At 66.4% G+C, this 16,297-nt stretch carries 17 protein-coding genes; 11 read left to right on the top strand and 6 right to left on the bottom strand.

What is annotated here, in order from left to right; genetic code table 11:
• Positions 1-93: 93 nt before the first annotated feature.
• Together ABZV58_RS24405 and ABZV58_RS24410 are read right to left on the bottom strand one after the other, a co-directional pair.
• Positions 94-1,437 carry an MFS transporter gene (locus tag ABZV58_RS24405; protein WP_355002461.1) on the bottom strand — a complete coding sequence of 448 codons (1,344 nt, stop codon included), beginning with the start codon at positions 1,435-1,437 and terminating at the stop codon, positions 94-96.
• A 128-nt stretch (positions 1,438-1,565) separates the two neighbouring features.
• Positions 1,566-2,444: an amidohydrolase family protein gene (locus tag ABZV58_RS24410; protein ID WP_355002462.1), complete on the bottom strand. Its 879-nt coding sequence runs from the start codon at positions 2,442-2,444 to the stop codon at positions 1,566-1,568.
• An 83-nt stretch (positions 2,445-2,527) separates the two neighbouring features.
• Between ABZV58_RS24410 and ABZV58_RS24415 the strand changes: the two genes are divergently transcribed.
• Complete coding sequence (locus ABZV58_RS24415) at positions 2,528-3,298, top strand: IclR family transcriptional regulator (protein WP_355002463.1); 771 nt, start codon at positions 2,528-2,530, stop codon at positions 3,296-3,298.
• A 220-nt stretch (positions 3,299-3,518) separates the two neighbouring features.
• A complete protein-coding gene (locus ABZV58_RS24420) occupies positions 3,519-4,169 on the top strand; it encodes a hypothetical protein (RefSeq protein ID WP_355002464.1) in 651 nt (216 codons plus the stop codon).
• A 16-nt stretch (positions 4,170-4,185) separates the two neighbouring features.
• Here ABZV58_RS24420 and ABZV58_RS24425 read toward each other — a convergent pair whose 3' ends face one another.
• The gene (locus ABZV58_RS24425) at positions 4,186-4,551 is read right to left on the bottom strand and encodes a cupin domain-containing protein (RefSeq protein WP_355002465.1); all 366 of its coding nucleotides are present in this window, start codon (positions 4,549-4,551) and stop codon (positions 4,186-4,188) included.
• A gap of 343 nt (positions 4,552-4,894) precedes the next feature.
• On the opposite strand from ABZV58_RS24425, the gene ABZV58_RS24430 reads away from it, so the two are divergent.
• Entirely contained in the window at positions 4,895-5,407 is a 513-nt protein-coding gene (locus ABZV58_RS24430; RefSeq protein ID WP_355002466.1) for a DUF2231 domain-containing protein, read from the top strand.
• Positions 5,408-5,780: 373 nt separating this feature from the next.
• A complete protein-coding gene (locus ABZV58_RS24435; RefSeq protein ID WP_355002467.1) occupies positions 5,781-6,104 on the top strand; it encodes a GYD domain-containing protein in 324 nt (107 codons plus the stop codon).
• Between the two features lie 47 nt (positions 6,105-6,151).
• On the opposite strand, the gene ABZV58_RS24440 is transcribed toward ABZV58_RS24435, so the two are convergent.
• The gene (locus tag ABZV58_RS24440) at positions 6,152-6,820 is read right to left on the bottom strand and encodes a hypothetical protein (protein WP_355002468.1); all 669 of its coding nucleotides are present in this window, start codon (positions 6,818-6,820) and stop codon (positions 6,152-6,154) included.
• Between the two features lie 212 nt (positions 6,821-7,032).
• Here ABZV58_RS24440 and ABZV58_RS24445 point away from each other — a divergent pair, with 212 nt between their 5' ends.
• On the top strand, positions 7,033-7,236 hold the full coding sequence (locus ABZV58_RS24445; protein ID WP_355002469.1) for a hypothetical protein: 204 nt from the start codon (positions 7,033-7,035) through the stop codon (positions 7,234-7,236).
• Here ABZV58_RS24445 and ABZV58_RS24450 read toward each other — a convergent pair.
• Positions 7,233-7,454, bottom strand: coding sequence for a hypothetical protein (locus ABZV58_RS24450; protein ID WP_355002470.1), 222 nt, complete (start codon positions 7,452-7,454; stop codon positions 7,233-7,235). The two genes, ABZV58_RS24445 and ABZV58_RS24450, sit on opposite strands and share 4 nt — an antisense overlap.
• Before the next feature lie 335 nt (positions 7,455-7,789).
• On the opposite strand from ABZV58_RS24450, the gene ABZV58_RS24455 reads away from it, so the two are divergent.
• The 5 genes from ABZV58_RS24455 to ABZV58_RS24475 all read left to right on the top strand — a co-directional run bounded on the left by ABZV58_RS24455 (position 7,790) and on the right by ABZV58_RS24475 (position 14,777).
• A complete protein-coding gene (locus tag ABZV58_RS24455; RefSeq protein WP_355002471.1) occupies positions 7,790-10,897 on the top strand; it encodes a CHAT domain-containing tetratricopeptide repeat protein in 3,108 nt (1,035 codons plus the stop codon).
• On the top strand, positions 10,894-11,307 hold the full coding sequence (locus tag ABZV58_RS24460) for a hypothetical protein (RefSeq protein ID WP_355002472.1): 414 nt from the start codon (positions 10,894-10,896) through the stop codon (positions 11,305-11,307). Before ABZV58_RS24455 ends, ABZV58_RS24460 begins: the two co-directional genes overlap by 4 nt.
• Positions 11,304-12,215 (top strand): hypothetical protein, encoded by a 912-nt coding sequence (locus ABZV58_RS24465; RefSeq protein ID WP_355002473.1) that lies wholly within the window; start codon positions 11,304-11,306, stop codon positions 12,213-12,215. The genes ABZV58_RS24460 and ABZV58_RS24465 overlap by 4 nt, the downstream gene beginning before the upstream one ends.
• 151 nt (positions 12,216-12,366) lie before the next feature.
• Entirely contained in the window at positions 12,367-13,662 is a 1,296-nt protein-coding gene (locus tag ABZV58_RS24470) for an AarF/UbiB family protein (protein ID WP_355002474.1), read from the top strand.
• 608 nt (positions 13,663-14,270) lie between these two features.
• Complete coding sequence (locus ABZV58_RS24475; protein ID WP_355002475.1) at positions 14,271-14,777, top strand: hypothetical protein; 507 nt, start codon at positions 14,271-14,273, stop codon at positions 14,775-14,777.
• 68 nt (positions 14,778-14,845) lie between these two features.
• Here ABZV58_RS24475 and ABZV58_RS24480 read toward each other — a convergent pair whose 3' ends face one another.
• Complete coding sequence (locus ABZV58_RS24480) at positions 14,846-15,370, bottom strand: helix-turn-helix domain-containing protein (RefSeq protein ID WP_355002476.1); 525 nt, start codon at positions 15,368-15,370, stop codon at positions 14,846-14,848.
• A 61-nt stretch (positions 15,371-15,431) separates the two neighbouring features.
• Here ABZV58_RS24480 and ABZV58_RS24485 point away from each other — a divergent pair, with 61 nt between their 5' ends.
• Positions 15,432-16,076: a dihydrofolate reductase family protein gene (locus tag ABZV58_RS24485; protein ID WP_355002477.1), complete on the top strand. Its 645-nt coding sequence runs from the start codon at positions 15,432-15,434 to the stop codon at positions 16,074-16,076.
• Positions 16,077-16,297 lie beyond the last annotated feature (221 nt).

Consider the following 16,297-nt stretch of genomic DNA (forward strand, 5'->3'; position numbering starts at 1 on the left):
CGACAGTTCTCGAACTTCCTGTTCCGATGGGAAATCGAGGCGCTGGGGATGTCTCCGGCAGCGCCTGCTTCGGCCGCTTCGCGCGGCGCGATCTCACGAGTTGACCGGTACCGAACCGACTGCGGTCTCGGCTTCGGGCTCGCGCGCCTGCAACGCGGGCAGGTGCGCGATCGCGATCGCGATGCCCGACACCACGGTCAGGACCGCCAGATACACACCGATCAGCAACGAACTGCCGGTACCGGTGAAGATGGCGGTGGCGATGATCGGCGAGAGCGAGCCGCCGAGGATGGCGCCGAACTGGTAGCCGATCGAGGATCCGCTGTAGCGCACTCTGGTCGGGAACAGGTCGGCGATCAGCGCGGGCAACGGCGCGTACTGCGTCGTCTGGGCGATCAACGCGATCGAACAGGCCAGAATCGCGAGCGCGACGACGCCGGAATCGAAGATCGGGAAGAAGATCAGCGCGGCGATGGCCTGGAAGACCGAACCGACGACCATCAGCTTGTTCCGGCCCCAGCGATCGGCCATGGCCGACAGCACCAGCATCGCGACGAACTGCACGGCGCTCACCACGATCACCACGACCAGCAGCGAATTACGTGTGTAGCCGACCTCTTTCGTGCCGTAGGACAGGATGAACGTCAGCACGATGTAGCCGACGGCGGGGCTGGCGGCGGAGGCGAAGAGCGCGACGAGCACACCGAGCGGATAGCGGCGCAGCACCTCCACGATCGGTGCGCGCGCGGTCTTGCCGTGCGCGGATTCCTTGGCGAACAGCGGGCTTTCGGCCAGTTGGCGGCGCAGCCGCAAACCGTAGAGGACGAGGGCGATACTGGCCACGAAGGCGATCCGCCAGCCCCAGTCGTTGAACGCGTCGCCGGTGACCGCCGAGAGCAGCAGCATCGTCGAGTAGGCGATGATCGCGCCTGCGGGCACACCGAGCTGGGTGGCCGCGCCGTAGAACGTCTTGCGTCCGGGGGGCGCGTTCTCGACCGACATCAGCGCGGCCCCACCCCATTCCGCACCCACGGCCAGACCCTGCAGCAGGCGGAGGATGAACAGCAGGATCGGTGCGGCCACGCCGATCTGGGCGTAGTTGGGCAGCAGGCCGACCAGCACCGTCGAGCCGCCCATCAGCAGCAGCGACATCAACAGCACGCGCTTGCGGCCGATCCGGTCACCGAAATGCCCCGCGATGACACCGCCGAGCGGGCGCGTCAGGAAGCCGACCGCGAAACTGGCGAACGCGCCCAGCTGGCTGATCGCCGGATTGCTCGACGGGAAGAACTGCGGCCCGAAAATCAGCGCCGCCGCGGCTCCGTAGAGAAAGAAGTCGTACCACTCGATCGCGGTGCCGATGAAACTCGCGGTCGCGGCCTGTTTGGCCGCGGCCGGAGTGATCGGTTTGCTGATTTCTGTGGGCTGGTTGTGCATCAACCCGCTCCTGTTCGAAAAGGTGACTGAATGCCGATCAGGAAAGGCGACAGCGGGAGCACGCTCAACGGATCTTTTCATTCAATGAGAACTGGGTCACAGTGCGCTGTGCTGCTGTGAACCCGCGGTCAACGCAGGCGAAGCGCTCGGATCGCATTGCCTTTCATGATGTCCGGCAGTAGAGCCGAATCGATCTCGAGCTGGGCGAAGTCGCGGATCCAGCGCTCGGGGGTGATCATCGGGAAGTCGGAACCGAACAGCACCTTGCGTGCGAGCTGGCCGCGGATCGCGCGCACCAGCTGCGCCGGGAAGTACTTCGGCGACCAGCCGGACAGGTCGATGTAGACATTGGCCTTGTGGGTCGCGACCGAGATGGCGGCGTCCTGCCACGGCACCGACGGGTGGGCCATGATGACGGTCAGGTCCGGGAAATCGGCGGCGACGTCGTCGAGCAGCATCGGGTCGGAATAGCCCAGTTTGATCCCGCGCCCACCCGGTAATCCCGCGCCGATACCGGTCTGGCCGGTATGGAAAAGGGCGGGGACGCCGAGGCTTTCGATTTCGGCGAACAGCGGATAGGCGTTGCGGTCGTTGGGTGCGAAGCCCTGCAGACTCGGATGGAATTTGAATCCGCGCACCCCGAATTCGGTGACCAGCCGGCGGGCCGCGCGTACCCCGGCGAGCCCGCGCGCGGGGTCGATCGAGGCGAACGGGATCAGCACGTCGCGGTGGGCCGCGGCGGCCGCGGCGAGTTCCTCGTTCGGCAGAGCCGGATGCCCGGTCGCGGCCTCGGCGTCGACGGTGAAGACGACGGCGGCCATGCGCGCGGCGCGGTAGCGGGCGGCGAGCTCGTCGACCGTCGGCCGCGGCGGGGTATCGGTCTTGAAGTACGCCTCGGCCGCGGTCATCAACTCGGTGTCGAGGGCGAGGTTGCCGCAGTCGTCGGCGTGGATGTGCGTGTGGACATCGATGGCGGTGATCGCGTCGAGGTCGATGGCGGTTGTCACGGCATTGACCTCGGTGGTCTCGGAGTGGTACACATCTCATCTATATCAGTAAAGCTGATGATTGAGCGAACGGAGGCGGCAGCATGGCCCGATCCTCGAGCGGTGAATCCTTGCTGTCGCGTGTGGTGCGTATCTACGAGGCGTTCGGCCCCGATCATCGGGCCGTGACCCTCTCCGAACTGGCCCAACGCAGCGATCTGCCGCTGGCGACCGCCTCGCGCCTCGTCAACGAGCTGATCGACTACGGCTGGCTGCGACGGGACGCGCAGCGCCGGGTGTGCGTCGGCGTCCGGATGTGGGAACTCGCCTCCCGCGCCGCGCCGACTCTCGGCCTGCACGACGCGGCCTATCCGGTCATGGCCGATCTGCATGCTGTCGTCGGGCACAACGTGCAACTGGGCGTGCTACAGGACCGTGAGGTGCTCTACATCGAACGGCTCGCCGCGCCGCAAGCCGTCCGCAACCGGGTCCGCGTCGCCGGGCGGCTCCCGCTCCACGCGACCTCGAGCGGGTTGGTTCTACTCGCGCATGGACCTCGTGAGTTGCAGGAATCGGTGCTGTCGGGTCCGCTGCGTGCGCTGACGCCATACACCATCACCAGTCCCGATCTGCTGCGCGCGACGCTGGGCGAGATCCGGCGCACCGGCTTGGCCTACTGCCCCGGGTTCGTCGACGAGTGCGCCACCGGCATCGCGGTACCGGTCCGCGCGGCGGGCGGGCGGATCGTGGCGGCGCTGTCGGTCGTCGTTCCCAACGACGCGTCGGCCCGGACGGCGGTTCCGGCTCTGCATGCGGCAGGTCGGGGGATCTCCCGGATGCTCGGTGCCACGGCTCAGGCGCGAGTAATGGTTTGAGCGGGATGCGGATGGCGGGCGTGTCCGTTAGGCGCCGCACTCTCACAACTGCCGACTGTGGTCGCGCTACGACTATGCGGAAAGGCCTCGGGGCCAGTGTGATTCGCTCCGCGTGATCCGGCGGCGACACGCCCGGGCGGTCCGTCCGCCTCCGTACGACGTGACTTTTCCGCGACCGTTTCGTAATCTATTGGTGATCTTGTCCCCGACACGCTAGCCGGTGATCGACATCATGCCTGGTCAACATCGAAAACGGACCGCAGCTTCGAAGCTCATCCCTTCGGCTGTGTGTGGCAGCGTGGCGACCGCCGCCGTTGTGCTGGGGGTGACGGTCCGGCTGAGCCCGGTCGCTCAGCCGGTCGCCGCGGTCGATTCGCCGTCGGCCGCCGCTGCCGAATCCGGCGCGGCCTCGACCACCGGGCCGTCGGCAGCTCCGCTGGCGGGGGCGGCGATCGCGGCCGAGCTGCCACCCCTGACGGAAAAGATGGCCGTACAGCACCCGCCTCCGTTCGTCCCATGCTCGACGGAACTCGTCGGCACGCGGCCGCATGTGGCGCAGGTGGGCAACATGCTCAAGAAGACGTTCGGCGTCAGCGAGGTCGGCGGCGCCGTCGGCCGTTGGGACGGCGACCACGGCGCCGGCCTGGCGCTGGATTTGATGACCTCCGATTTCGCACACGGCGACGCGATCGCCGAATTCGTGCTGGCCAATCGGCAGCGTTTAGGCGTGACCTATGTGATCTGGCGGCAGCGATACAACGACGGCAACGGTTGGTCGTACATGGAGAACCGCGGGAGCCCGACCGCCAATCACTACGACCACGTGCATGTCTCGTTCGCCAGCGCCACCCACGTGGACGTGAGCTGCTGAAGCTTTCAGCTCGTCGTTATGGCCGCTTCGCGTAGTCGGCGAAGCCCTGCCAGTCGAGCATGACGCAGGGTTCGTCGCCCACGGTCCACGCGTCGTGGCCGGGCGGGACGATCATGAAGTCGCCGGGGCCGTATTCCTCTTGCTCGCCGTTGTCCATGGCCACCACCATGCGACCAGAGACGCAGTAGCCGATGTGGGCCGACTGGCAGCTGTCGGTCTGGGCAATCGGCTTGACGTGCTCCGACCACCGCCAACCCGGTTCGAACACCGCCCTGCCCACCGGCCCTTGTTCCATGTTGACGAGATCGACTCTGCCTTTGTCCTGTTCGAAAGGACGAGTTTCCTCCGGGGATTCGAAACTCCGGCGCACTAGACCAGCCATGGTTCTCTCCTTCGACGGCCCCGACGATGCGTGGTTGTGGCTTTCGACAGCAAATCGCAGTTACCGGATAGCACTCGTGATCGACGGCAAACGTCACACGATTGGCCTCCGATGCGATTTCTCCCGAGAGTGGGTAAGCGGGTAACGGGTGCGCTGTCGGGCTGGACTTCGGCCGATGTTCTCGATCCTGATGGAGGGCCGAACCGGTGACGCATCCGCCCAGTGCTGCACACCGGCGAAATACCCGGTGTGCAGCCGGGCGGTGCCATCGGGTGGTTCCAGGCATCGGGGGCGAGGCGATCGGTGCTGTCGTGCGGGTGGTCGATCTACAACGGAGGTTGTCGTGCACAGTGATTCGCAGCAGGCCAAACGACCCGTCAGCGCGGTCCTCGCGGGGCCGTACGGGCATCCGTTCCATCCCATTCTCGTCACGGTTCCCATCGGGGCGTGGGTGGCGAGCCTGATCTTCGACATCGGCTCCCACGTCGTCGACGACCCCGAGTTCCTGGCCGAGGGAGCGCGCTGGCTGATCGCCATCGGTGTGCTCGGCGCCTTGGCCGCCGCCACGATCGGCTTGCTGGATCTGCTGGCGATTCCCACCGGCACCGCCGCGTTCCGCACGGGCTTGCTGCACATGGGCCTGAACCTCGCCGTGACGGTCGCTTTCGCAATCGGTTTCCTGTGGCGCGGATCCGATCCGACGGGAGCGGTGAAAGCCGGCCCGCTGGTGCTGTCGGTGGTGAGCCTGGCCGCCCTGGGCGTCTCCGGCTGGCTCGGCGGCAAACTCGCTTACCACTATGGCGTCCGGGTGGCCGACGAAGCCACGCAAGCCGCCGGATTCGAACACCGGCCATGAGCGCCTGACCCGGCCCTGCGCCCATTCGGTGTCGCAGGTCGCTGCGCCGCGCTGTCACAGAGTTTGCCACGCAAGGACGCGGTCACTCAGTTGACCCGTGCCGACGACACCGTTCGTGACGTGTCCTTCGGCGGACGCGTCGCGGTCGTGCTGAAGGAAATGGCGACCAGAAGCTCGTTTGCCAGCGCGCGGGCGGGCCGCTCCGCTCTGTGAGGTAGCCAGCGCGCCATAGGAACGGCAACACGCAATATCGCCACTGTCACGGTGCCGCATCATTGCCGCGACGTCGTTCGCGGAGTGCCCGCCTGGCGCTGGGGGAGACCGTAGGGTCGGGTCTGCCCGAGATCGTTCCGCGAGAAGGAGGCGACACGAAATGCCGAAGTACCTGTGGCGGGTCAGCTACTCCGAGGATGGGGCACGCGGCCTGCTCGCGCAGGGCGGCACCGCCCGCCGAGCGGCCATCACGGAAATGGTCGAGAGCGTGGGCGGCCATGTGGAGGTCTGCTATTTCGCTTTCGGCGAGGACGATCTGTTCGTGATCGGTGACGCTCCGGACGAGGTTTCGGCCGCGGCGCTCGCCATTCGCACCGCGGCCTCCGGTGCGGCGATCTCGCACACCGTGACGCTGCTGACCCCGGAACAGGTCGACCAAGCGGTCGCGCGAGAGGTCACTTACCAGCCGCCCGAAGCGTCCTAGGGTTCCGGTCCGCCGCATCCCGTGGTGCGGCGGACCGCCCGCGTCCGTTACGCGACCGGCCGCCGGTCGAGGCGGGTTCGCGCGTAGGCGAAGACGTCCGCCGCGTAGTCGGCCCGGTCCGAGACGCACTCGCGGAGTTGATGTATGGCGTCATCGAGTCGCGGCCCCGGTCCGTGGTCGGCGAGCAGGACGACTATCGCCGCCAAGGTCGGCGCCTGCCGATCGGGTCGGGCCAGGAGTTCGTCGAGGTAGCTGTCCGGTTCCAGTAGCCGTAATGCTCTGCGCGCGTAGGCGTGAACGCGGCGCGGAAGTTCGGCGCGGATGGTGTCGATGTCGGATTGCAGCGCTTGGCGGCCTGCCTGTGCCGGGTCGAGCCGCAGGGTCCACGGCTCGGTCAGTCCGTCGGGTAGGGAGTCGGTGCCGACCAGGTCGGGACCGGTGGCCGCATCCAGGGGAACGGGCGGTAGGCCCAGTCGGGCGTTGCGCCAGTTGCAGTACTCCCACCAGGCGGTGGGCGTGGCGTTCATGGTCAAGCCGAATCCGAGAACCTGCTGTCCGTCGGTCCATGTGCGGGAGACGCGGGTGCGACCGACGGAAGCGACTCCGCCCGGCGCGACGCGGGTCCACGTGGGCTCGCTGCCGTGAAACCCGTACGGCTGTAGCAATTTTCCTGTCTCTTGCAGCAGACGACGCACTGCCGTATCGGGGCTGACCATGCCAGGCAGATTAGCGACGAGCCCCGACACGGCAGCACGCCCGCACCTGTGCCGCCGTTTGGCGCGGTCCATCGGGTGCGGGGCGAGTGAAGCAGTGATTGTCGCTTTCGGTGGTATGTAGTTGTAGCCCAGTAACTTCGGGCTGGTCGCCGGTTCGGGGACGCGGTACTGTGCGCGGCGATGACGACCCGGTGGGGACAGGAGGATCGGTGATGATCGGCACGGTACGGATCGCGCTCGTGGTGGCGGGGGTTGCGCTGGCGACCGGTTTGGGGATCGGTGGCTCGGCGGCCGAGGGGGACGAATGGGAGGGTGACCACACCGCGATCGACGCTCGGGTGTGCGTCGATGGCGGTGGAGTGGTGGTCGGGCGAATCTGCGAAGGTGGCGTCTACACCGGCTACATCGTCGGCTAGCTCGCCGCACCGCCTCCCCCCCAGCTGGGATGCCGCGCGGTCTGCCCCGGATCGGAAATCCGTTGCGCGGCAGTGCCATCGGCGTTCGTCACCCAGATCTCGGCTCCGGTTTCGGGTGCGGGATTGCGGGTGTAGAGAATCTTCGTGCCGTCGGGGGAGAACGTGGGACCGTTCCCACCGGTGGCGAGCTCGACGACATTGCCGCCGTCGGGATCCATCGTCGCAATGGCCCGCCCGCCGACGACGATCCCACGCAGGCTGGGGCTGCTGGGTGTCGAGACCGGAACCGCCTGCGGCGTGGCCGAGTCCTCGAGTGGGCGTAGCGTGTCGCCGATGAGCCGGTCGATCTCCTCGGCGGCCGCACCCTTACCTCGCCGCCGCTGCGCGTGAGTACCCCCAGCGTCGGTGATCCGGTCTCCGCCGATCCGAGCATGTATCCCGCAGGGTGTCTGGCGACAGACAGGGCAAGCCCGAAGACGCAGACGGTATTCCTGAGATAGTGTCGCCCCGTTACTAGCCGCGACTCCCGCCAGGGGACGAGGAGATTGGCAGGTTGGACGAGATCCGTACGGCAGCGTTGCTGGAAGCGGGGAACCTTCGAGCGCAAGGTGCCTACAGGGCGGCCGCCGAGGTTCTGCGGAAAGCGTGCGTCGAAGCACTGCACGTCGATCTGCTACGCGCAAATGACGAGCTGTTGGGCGAATGCATTGGTAGGGAGGAGTTCGCCGCCGCGCTGGTTCTCGCCACGACTGGGTGGGAGAACATCAGAGCAATCCGAGGCGATGATGAGGTCGTGCTCGAACGCGCGACCACCGTGCTGATTGTCGCCCAGAAACTGGGCGACAACAAGCGGGCCGCGGCGTTCGCGGACTATATCGTGCGAGGCTGGCGCGAGTTGGTGCCGCCCCGTCATCCGGAGTTATTGCGGGCGTTGTTCGATGCGGCGGACGTGGCGATGGATGCCCGCGAGTTCGAGCGGGCTCTCGAGCTGTACACCGAGCTGGCCACAAGCGTGGGACCGGGCCAACCAGATCCGACGGCGGACGCGTCTCTACGCGCCCAAAGTCACTTTCTGGCAGGAATGCTGGCCGCCCGTCTCCAGTCTGGCGACAAGGCCGAAGAACACTGGCAGCGGACTATGCACTACGCATCACAGCTCTCGCCGGAAGTAAGGCGCCCGCTGGAGATCGGGGCGCTGCTGCAAATCGGCAACCTGATGCAGCGTTTCGGAGATCTCGCAGGTGCGACAGAGCAGCTGATACGGGCACACGGCTTGGTGCGCGAGCACATGGAGGCGTCCAGCGAACCCGTCTGGCTGAGTGAGGAAGCGAGTGGAACGGCCGCGGCCAATGAGCTGTTGAATCTAGGTATTCGGCTGATCCGCGCTCAGGACCTGCCTGAAGCCGAGTACGTGCTGCAGTCCGCGATGGACTTGTTCAACCGCACCGGCGACCGCTATGGCGTTGCCCGTGCTGTGCACATGATCGGGCAGGTCTACCACTCGATGGGGCACTTCGACCATGCGGAACGCAACTATCAGCACGCGTTGAAGGTGCTGCGCAGTTCGGCGGCGTCTTCGGAGCAGTGCGCACCGGTGTTGATCTCGTTGGGTGCGCTCTATGAAATGGGCGGCCGGTACGAGGAAGCGACAGCTGCTCTCCGTGAGGTCGTTGCGGCGCAGCCCACCGACGCAGGTCCGTCCGAACGCGTCGCTGTCCTGAACGGCCTTGCCCGGCTGGACTATCGTCTGCGACGGGACCAAGACTGCGAACAACGGCTAGTAGAGGCCATCGCCCTGCTGCGTACCTTGCCCGACAACAAGGACGGGCTGAGCAAGTTGCTCGCCAATCTTGCTGAGCTGTATGCCTCGACCGGTCGTGCCGTCGAGGCACTCACGACCTTCGACGAGGCTCTGGCCCTGGACGACCGCTGGCTGATCGAAGTGTTCAGCCGTGGGTCGCAGCGCCAGTGGCTCGCGGCGGCGAGCGCGTCACGGTTCCGAGTGGACCAGATGCTGTCCCTGGTGTTCGCCGAGCTGTCTGGCGATCCGACGGCAGCTGCCATCGTCGCCAGCGCAGCACTGCGACGCAAAGGCCTCACCACTCGCGCGGCAAGATCGTTGATCGATCGTGCCGCACGCAAGTCCGACGCCGATCCATTGGTAGCCGCACTTGCCCAGGAAGCAGCTGAATTGCGCGCGACGATTGGAGCGTGGCAGCTGGCAGGGCCTGCACTCGGACATGAGAAGGAGCATGAGGATCGGCTGTTCGCCGGTCGCCGACAGCTGGAGGCTATAGAGGCGGAGATCGCCACTCGGGCACCCCATGTGAGCGAGTCGGACCTGTTCGGTGTGCCGCTCAGCGAGCTCATCTCTGCAATCCCGTCACAGGCCGCGCTCGTAGAGTTTCGCCGTTTCACGGTATACGACTTCCACTCCGAGGACCGCAGCGAGGCAGGCATGCGGCGCGGAACGCGCTACGCGGCGATCATCTTGCGCGATCGAACCAGTACCGTGGTTGTCGATCTGTCCGACGGTGATGTGATCGACCGGCTCGTCGACGGCTCCGTCCGGGAACTCAGTGGCCAGCAGGCAGAGACGGACGATCCTGCCGAATTACGCCGCGCACTCATCGAACCACTGGCGCCTCATCTGGACGGTGTAGAGCATCTGATGCTTTCCCCGGACGGCGAACTGACCCGACTGCCGTTCGAGGCACTGCCGTTGGGCGAGGGCGGGCATGTGATGGATCGCTGGTTGGTGTCCTATGTATCCGCGAGTCAGGACTTGATGCGTGGCACAGCTTCGTCATCGCACACCGAGCCGATGGTCATAGCCGCCCCTGATTTCGATCTGCTGGCGTCATCCGACACGACTGGGCCATTCGCCCCGCTTCCCGGGGCGTATACCGAGGGCGAGAAGGTCGGTGCGCTACTCGAGGTCACGCCGGTGACAGGGGCAGACGCGGTCAAAGCAGGGGTACTCAGCGCCCGTAGTCCGTTGGTGCTTCACCTGGCCACGCACGGCTTTTTCTCGAGCGCCGTCCCGCCACCGGTGCTGCGCCCCGAACAGTTCGCCAAGGGTATGACGATCACCGCGGCGGATGTACAACGTCAGCTCGTCGCGCTCGACGGCATCTTGTCCACCCCCATCGAGTTCGTCGAGGTCGGCCCGAAGGACGAGTTCAAGCGGTTGTCCGGCGAGGGCGTGAACGATCCGATGCTGCGGTCAGGTCTGGCCTTGGCGGGAGCCAACTCTTGGCTGGCGGGCCAGGACCTTCCGCCGACCGCCGGCAACGGTGTCCTCACCGCAGCGGACTTGGCGGATATGGACCTCACCGGGACCAAGCTGGTTGTGTTGTCCGCCTGCGATACAGCCCATGGCGATTCACACGTTGGGGAAGGGGTGTTCGGACTGCGCAGGGCTGTCACGCTCGCCGGTGCCAGGTGCCTGGTGATGACACTATGGAAGGTCCCGGACCGGCAGTCCACCGAGCTGATGACCGATTTCTACACCCGGTTGAGGACAGGCGAACCACCACCGATCGCGCTCGACACCGCACGTAAGACGTTGCGCCGACGCTACCCGCACCCGGCGTATTGGGCTGCGTATATCTGTCAGGGCAGCGTGGGATCTGTATTCCTTCCGGAGGACCCTCGATGATCACGCTGGCAGCGCTGATGGCGCAACTCGACCGTACGGCCGAACCCGGCGAACAGGTGCCGACCATCATCGTCGACGCCGACGCCGACGCTGACCCAGCGGTCGCCTCTGCATTGACGTACTTCGACGACGACGACGAACGTACGTCGGTTCTGGTTCATCACAGTGGCGCGGTTCTCGGTGTCCTGTCCCGCGAAGCGGCGTATACATTGCCGCCGCCACCGCAGTATCTGCGGCGCGATGCCGATTTGGCGGGACGTGCGGTGCTGCCGGGCCAGCCTCGCTGGGAAGTTGTCGCCCTGCACTGTCCGCAGCCCGGCTGTACCCGGCGACTCGGCCTCGTCTTGTACGCGCCAGAGCTACCCCGCTGCCCGGTTCACTCGGATCCCATGGTGGCCGAAGCCCGATGACAGCCGCGAGTTTGCCTGGCCTCGGCCAGAATCTGGGTCGTCGACTCACTGTTGTCGGAGCACTCCCGGCACTTGTCGTTGTGCTGGGCGTCGCCGTGCAACTTGCCGCCGGCGCGCCGAATCATCCGCCGAGCCGTCAGCACTTGGTCAAGACCTTCGAGGGGCTCAGCGCCACCGAGTGGACGCTGGTCGCGGTGGGCGTCTTGGTCGCTGTGCTGGTGCTTCAGCCGTTTCAGGTCGCCCTGGTCCGCGCGCTCGAAGGGCATCCGCTGCTCCGAGGCCCGCTGAAAATCATCGGTCTGCCAATGCGAGCCGTCTGGACATTCCGCTGGAACCACCTGAACGCACGTCAGCAAACCCACGATCCGGACGGCGCCGACAACGGCAAGCTACTCGCCGCGGCTGCCGCGATGAGCCGGCTGCCGAGCAGAGAACGTCTCTTGCCCACCCGGCTCGGCAATACGCTCCGAGCCGCCGAAGACCGTCCGGCAGATCGTTACGGCCTCGATATCGTGGTCGCCTGGCCACATCTGCACAGCCTGCTGCCCGAACGCGCAGCCGCAACCACAGACGACGCCCGCGATCAACTGGACGCTGCTAGCCGTTTCACTGTCGCGTTCGCTTCGCTCGGCGTGGTATCCGCTTTCCTGCTTTCCGGCTGGTGGCTGGTCACCGTCGCGCTCGCAACCGCCATTCTCACCGTGCTGGCCTATAGAGCGACCATCGCCGCCGCCGGCACATACGGCGAACTGGTGAACGCTGTTGTGGCACTGCACCGCTTCGATCTCTTGAAAGCGCTCCACCTGCAACTGCCCGACAACACCGAATCGGAACACAAGCTGTTTAAAGCTCTATCGCTCCACCTACGCCAGGGGTGGCCACTGGACGTCGGCTACCACCACGACTGACTCACGTTTCGATGTCCCGATGCCGCATCGACGGGTTGCGGTGAGTGTGAACCGGCAGCGTCGCTGGGTCTCTGGCGGTGCTCGAACGGCGCCGGGCGATCGACGGTCGCGGAAGCATTGGCACAGCGATAGTTTCGGAAAGGGGCCCGTGGTGTTCACTCGGATAACGGCGGTCGCGCGCGGCGCCGCCCGCGTTCTGGTCATCGTCCGGGTGCTCGCGCCCGTGCTGGCACGCGATCTGGTGCGGCGGCGCACCGGCCGCCGGTCGGCGCTGGTCGCCGAGCTGCCCGGCGCGTTCGTCGCGCTCGGGCCGATCTTCGTGAAGTTCGGACAGTTCGTCGCGTCCTCGCCGAGCGTCTTCGGGACGGCGGCCGCGCGGGACTTCGCTCCGCTGCTCGAACAGGTCGCGCCGGTGGACGTGGCGCTGATCCGGCGGCGCATCGAGGCGAGCCTGGGCGTCGAGGTGGGCCGGTTGTTCGCCGAGTTCGACGACGAGCCGCTGGCGTCCGGGTCCATCGCGCAGGTGCACCGCGCGGTGACGAGCTCCGGTCATTCCGTAGCGGTGAAGGTCGTCCGGCCTGGCATCGAGCACACCGTCGCCGCCGACGTGACGCTGCTGCGCTGCGCGGCGGTCGTACTCGGCTGGACCGCCGAGGGACGCCGGTGGAACATCTCCGGCGTCATCGAGGAGTTCACCACGCTTCTGCCGCGGGAATTGGATCTCGCGGCGGAAGCGGACGCGATGCGGCGGTGGGCCGCGGAACTGGCTGCCGCCGGTTTCACCGGGCAGGTTCGGGTGCCCGAGGTGTACACGGAGTGGTCGTCGCGCTCGGTGCTCACCATGGAATTGATCGAGGGGACGACGATCATCGAGCCCGCGCCGGGCGAATCTGAGGCGTTCGACGGCGAGTCGATCATGAGCAGGCTGACCCTCTCGCTGTTCCACACCGCGCTCAAAGGCGGGTTCTTCCACGGGGATCTGCACGCGGGCAACATTCTGATCGACCGGGACGGCGGGGTCGTGCTGATCGATTTCGGGATCGTCGGCGAGCTCGACGAGCCGACGCGTCTACAGATCAAACACTGCATCGCCGCGCTTCTGCTCTTGGGCGATTTCACCGCGGCGACCCGCGCGCTGGTGCGCCTCGGTGTGCTCAGCGCCTCGGCACCCGTCGAGCAGTTGGCCGACCGGATCCGCGCGGTCGCCATGCACGCCGACGCGCCGGTCGGCATGCTACGGCTCGGCGACGTCGGCACCGAACTGCGCGCGCTCGCCGACGAACACGGCATGACCATCCCGCGCAACCTGGTCCTGGCCGGTAAGCAGGTCGTCTACCTGGAGCGCTACATGAAGCAGGTCGCGCCGGGCTGGAATCCGGTGTCCGACAAGGCATTGAGCCGCTTCTTCGCGGGCGTGCTCGCGGAATCCCTGCGCGCGACCTCCTGAGTCGCGCGGTCGCGGGCAAGAGTTCGCGGTTGGAGTGAGGACATGATGTGGAACAGTGACGACATCGTCGTCGATCCCGAAAAGGTACGCGCGCACGCCAGCGCGGTCGAATCGACGCTCGGCAACGTCAGCCAAGCCAAGCAGGCCGCCGACTACGTGGCCGAAACTCATTCAGATCGTGCAGGGGGCGACCGAGGCTTCCCTCAGATCGGCGACCGCGTAGGCCGGGCGAGATCGCAAGAGGAGACGTGGTGGGGAGATACCGTAGTACGTCCGCCTTGCCGCTACCAGCGGATTGGGAGCGAAAAGCGTTCGGCGCGTATCGCTATGCGGTGCTGCCGTTCGCGTGTGCGCTGGTCTTGTGGCCGATCGTTGCGGGCGTGATCTGGGCAGTCGTGACAGGTGCGGGATCGGATCGATGGGCCGGACTCCTCGGGGTCGCGCTACTGGGTCCCCTGGCCGCCTCTTTCACGATGTGGGGATGGTCGGAACTCCCTCGAACCGCTCCGGTGGCTGCTGACATCGGTGTCACCGATGCCGGGCCCGCACTTGTGCTGCCGGTACCGCGTCCTTCCTCGACCGGAAGCTTGCTAGCCGTAGCGGTCGGAGTGGCTCTGCTCGGGGCCGGACTGTGGCAGTTCATCGCCTCGTTGAACGACGACTGGTCGACCGGAGCCGCGTTGTTCTTCCTCATTGCCCTGCCCGCCTTGTTCGCCATCCTCCTCGGCCTCGGTACCTACAAACCTCGCAAAGTCCTCGGCAACGTCGGTATCGTGCTCACGGCACAGCACGTCGCGATCGATTACGGCAATGGCCCGACCAATGTTGCCTGGCAGGACATCTCGGCGGTCGGCGCCCGAAACCGCCGAGAAGGGTTCAGATTCGGTAGCGGCACCAACGTGACCACGCTTGTCACCGGCGATGCCGACACCGGCTACGGAACCATCGACATGGGCCACAAGGACCTCGAGACCGACCCGACCCGGGTTTACCACCTGTTCGTGTTCTACGTGCGCAATCCGGGGCTGCGCTCCGAACTCGGGACCGAATACGGGTTGGACCGCTTCCGGCGCGGCGGGTACGCGCCGGAGCAGCCCCCGGCCTTCGTCGATTGAGATCCATGCCCTCGACAGCGGTCCTGCCGACTACCAGGGACGCTTGACCCGCCCGGTCGCGGCTGCGGTCAGCCCGCCTTCGCGGCCGATTCGTGATAGGCGGCGGTCAGCTCCGCGAGCACCCCGTCGGCGGGCGGCGGCGCGCCGTGGAGGTGGGTGGCGCGTAGTTCGGTCATGAATCGTTCCCAGAGTGGCGGGCCACCCGCGGCCAGCAGCTCGGCTCGCACGGTCAGTTCCGGCGTCGTGTCCAGCCAACGTGCGCCCCACGCGCCCAGCTGCGCCATGACGGGGACGAGTTGGATCGCCGCCTCGGTGAGGCGATATTCGACCTTCTGGCGATGGCTCGGGTCGTCGTGGCGGGTGAGCAGTCCCGCGGCGACGAGTTTGGCGAGGCGGTTGGCGAGGATGTTCGACGCGATGCCTTCGATGGACGCGGTGAGCAGCTCGCGGAAGTGTGTGTTGCCGCCGAACACGATGTCGCGCAGGACGATCAAGCTCCAGCGGTCGCCGAGAAGCTCGACCGTCATGTTGATCGGGCAGCCCGATTTGCCCGGGGACACCGGCAGCTTGTCATGGGCAACTGGTTGCGACACGGGATCAGTCTAGGTTAGGTTCCTAACCGATTGCATATTGCAACCAGAAAGGGGAGTTTCCATGACACAGATGGTCCGCGTGCAGAACTTCATGGTGTCCGCCGACGGATACGGTTCGGGCGAGGGGCAGAGCTTCGAGCGTCCGTTCGGTCACGCCGATCCGAGTGCGTTCTTCTCCTGGGCGGGCGCCACAGCGCACTGGCCCACCCGGACCGAGCCGGGGGGAACCTACGGCCTCGACGACTACATCACTCGCGACTACCGCAACAACATCGGCGCGGAGATCATGGGGCGGGGCAAGTTCGGTCCGCAGCGGGGACCGTGGGAGAACTACGACTGGCAGGGCTGGTGGGGCGACGAGCCTCCGTTCCGCACACCGGTGTTCGTCCTCACCCACTACGAGCGACCCTCGATCACGCTGGGGGACACCACATTCCATTTCCTGGATGCGACTCCCAAGGACGCGCTCGCGCGGGCGTTCGAGGCCGCCGAGGGCAAGGACGTGCGGATCGGCGGCGGGGTCGCCACGATCCGGGAGTTCCTCGAAGCCGACCTGATCGACCGGATGCACTTCGCCGTCGCGCCGGTCGAGCTCGGTCGCGGCGAACGACTGTGGACGAGTCCCGACGAACTCGCCGACCGTTTCCATCTGGAGCGGGTTCCGCGCCCGAGCGGGATCGTGCACCACTTCTTCTGGCGGAAATGACCTGGTCGAGGGCTTCGTGAGGAGGTTGCCCGACCGCGTCGGACGATGAATGGAAAGCAGTCCCCACCCCTTTCCACTTTCAACATATAGCGCACAGGGGGGCTTGCGGCAAGGCCCCGGTCGTCACGCACAATGGCCCGCCGAAGCCAGAACCTGCGGAAATGGGGTGTCGCGAAGTGCGCGGTGTGTTGTCGACGTCCGGGTCGCAGAAGACCGGCGTC

This window comes from Nocardia sp. NPDC004654 (assembly GCF_040609595.1).
In the GTDB taxonomy this organism is placed as follows: Bacteria; Actinomycetota; Actinomycetes; order Mycobacteriales; family Mycobacteriaceae; genus Nocardia.

Bases quoted from the DNA above. Each gene is read 5' to 3' on its own strand.
- ABZV58_RS24435 (WP_355002467.1), top strand. From the start codon at position 5,781: ATGCCGAAGTACCTGTGGCGGGTCAGCTACTCCGAGGATGGGGCACGC.
- ABZV58_RS24485 (WP_355002477.1), top strand. From the start codon at position 15,432: ATGACACAGATGGTCCGCGTGCAGAACTTCATGGTGTCCGCCGACGGA.
- ABZV58_RS24415 (WP_355002463.1), top strand. From the start codon at position 2,528: ATGGCCCGATCCTCGAGCGGTGAATCCTTGCTGTCGCGTGTGGTGCGT.
- ABZV58_RS24445 (WP_355002469.1), top strand. From the start codon at position 7,033: ATGATCGGCACGGTACGGATCGCGCTCGTGGTGGCGGGGGTTGCGCTG.
- ABZV58_RS24450 (WP_355002470.1), bottom strand. From the start codon at position 7,454: ATGGATCCCGACGGCGGCAATGTCGTCGAGCTCGCCACCGGTGGGAAC.
- ABZV58_RS24460 (WP_355002472.1), top strand. From the start codon at position 10,894: ATGATCACGCTGGCAGCGCTGATGGCGCAACTCGACCGTACGGCCGAA.
- ABZV58_RS24425 (WP_355002465.1), bottom strand. From the start codon at position 4,551: ATGGCTGGTCTAGTGCGCCGGAGTTTCGAATCCCCGGAGGAAACTCGT.
- ABZV58_RS24465 (WP_355002473.1), top strand. From the start codon at position 11,304: ATGACAGCCGCGAGTTTGCCTGGCCTCGGCCAGAATCTGGGTCGTCGA.
- ABZV58_RS24405 (WP_355002461.1), bottom strand. From the start codon at position 1,437: ATGCACAACCAGCCCACAGAAATCAGCAAACCGATCACTCCGGCCGCG.
- ABZV58_RS24440 (WP_355002468.1), bottom strand. From the start codon at position 6,820: ATGGTCAGCCCCGATACGGCAGTGCGTCGTCTGCTGCAAGAGACAGGA.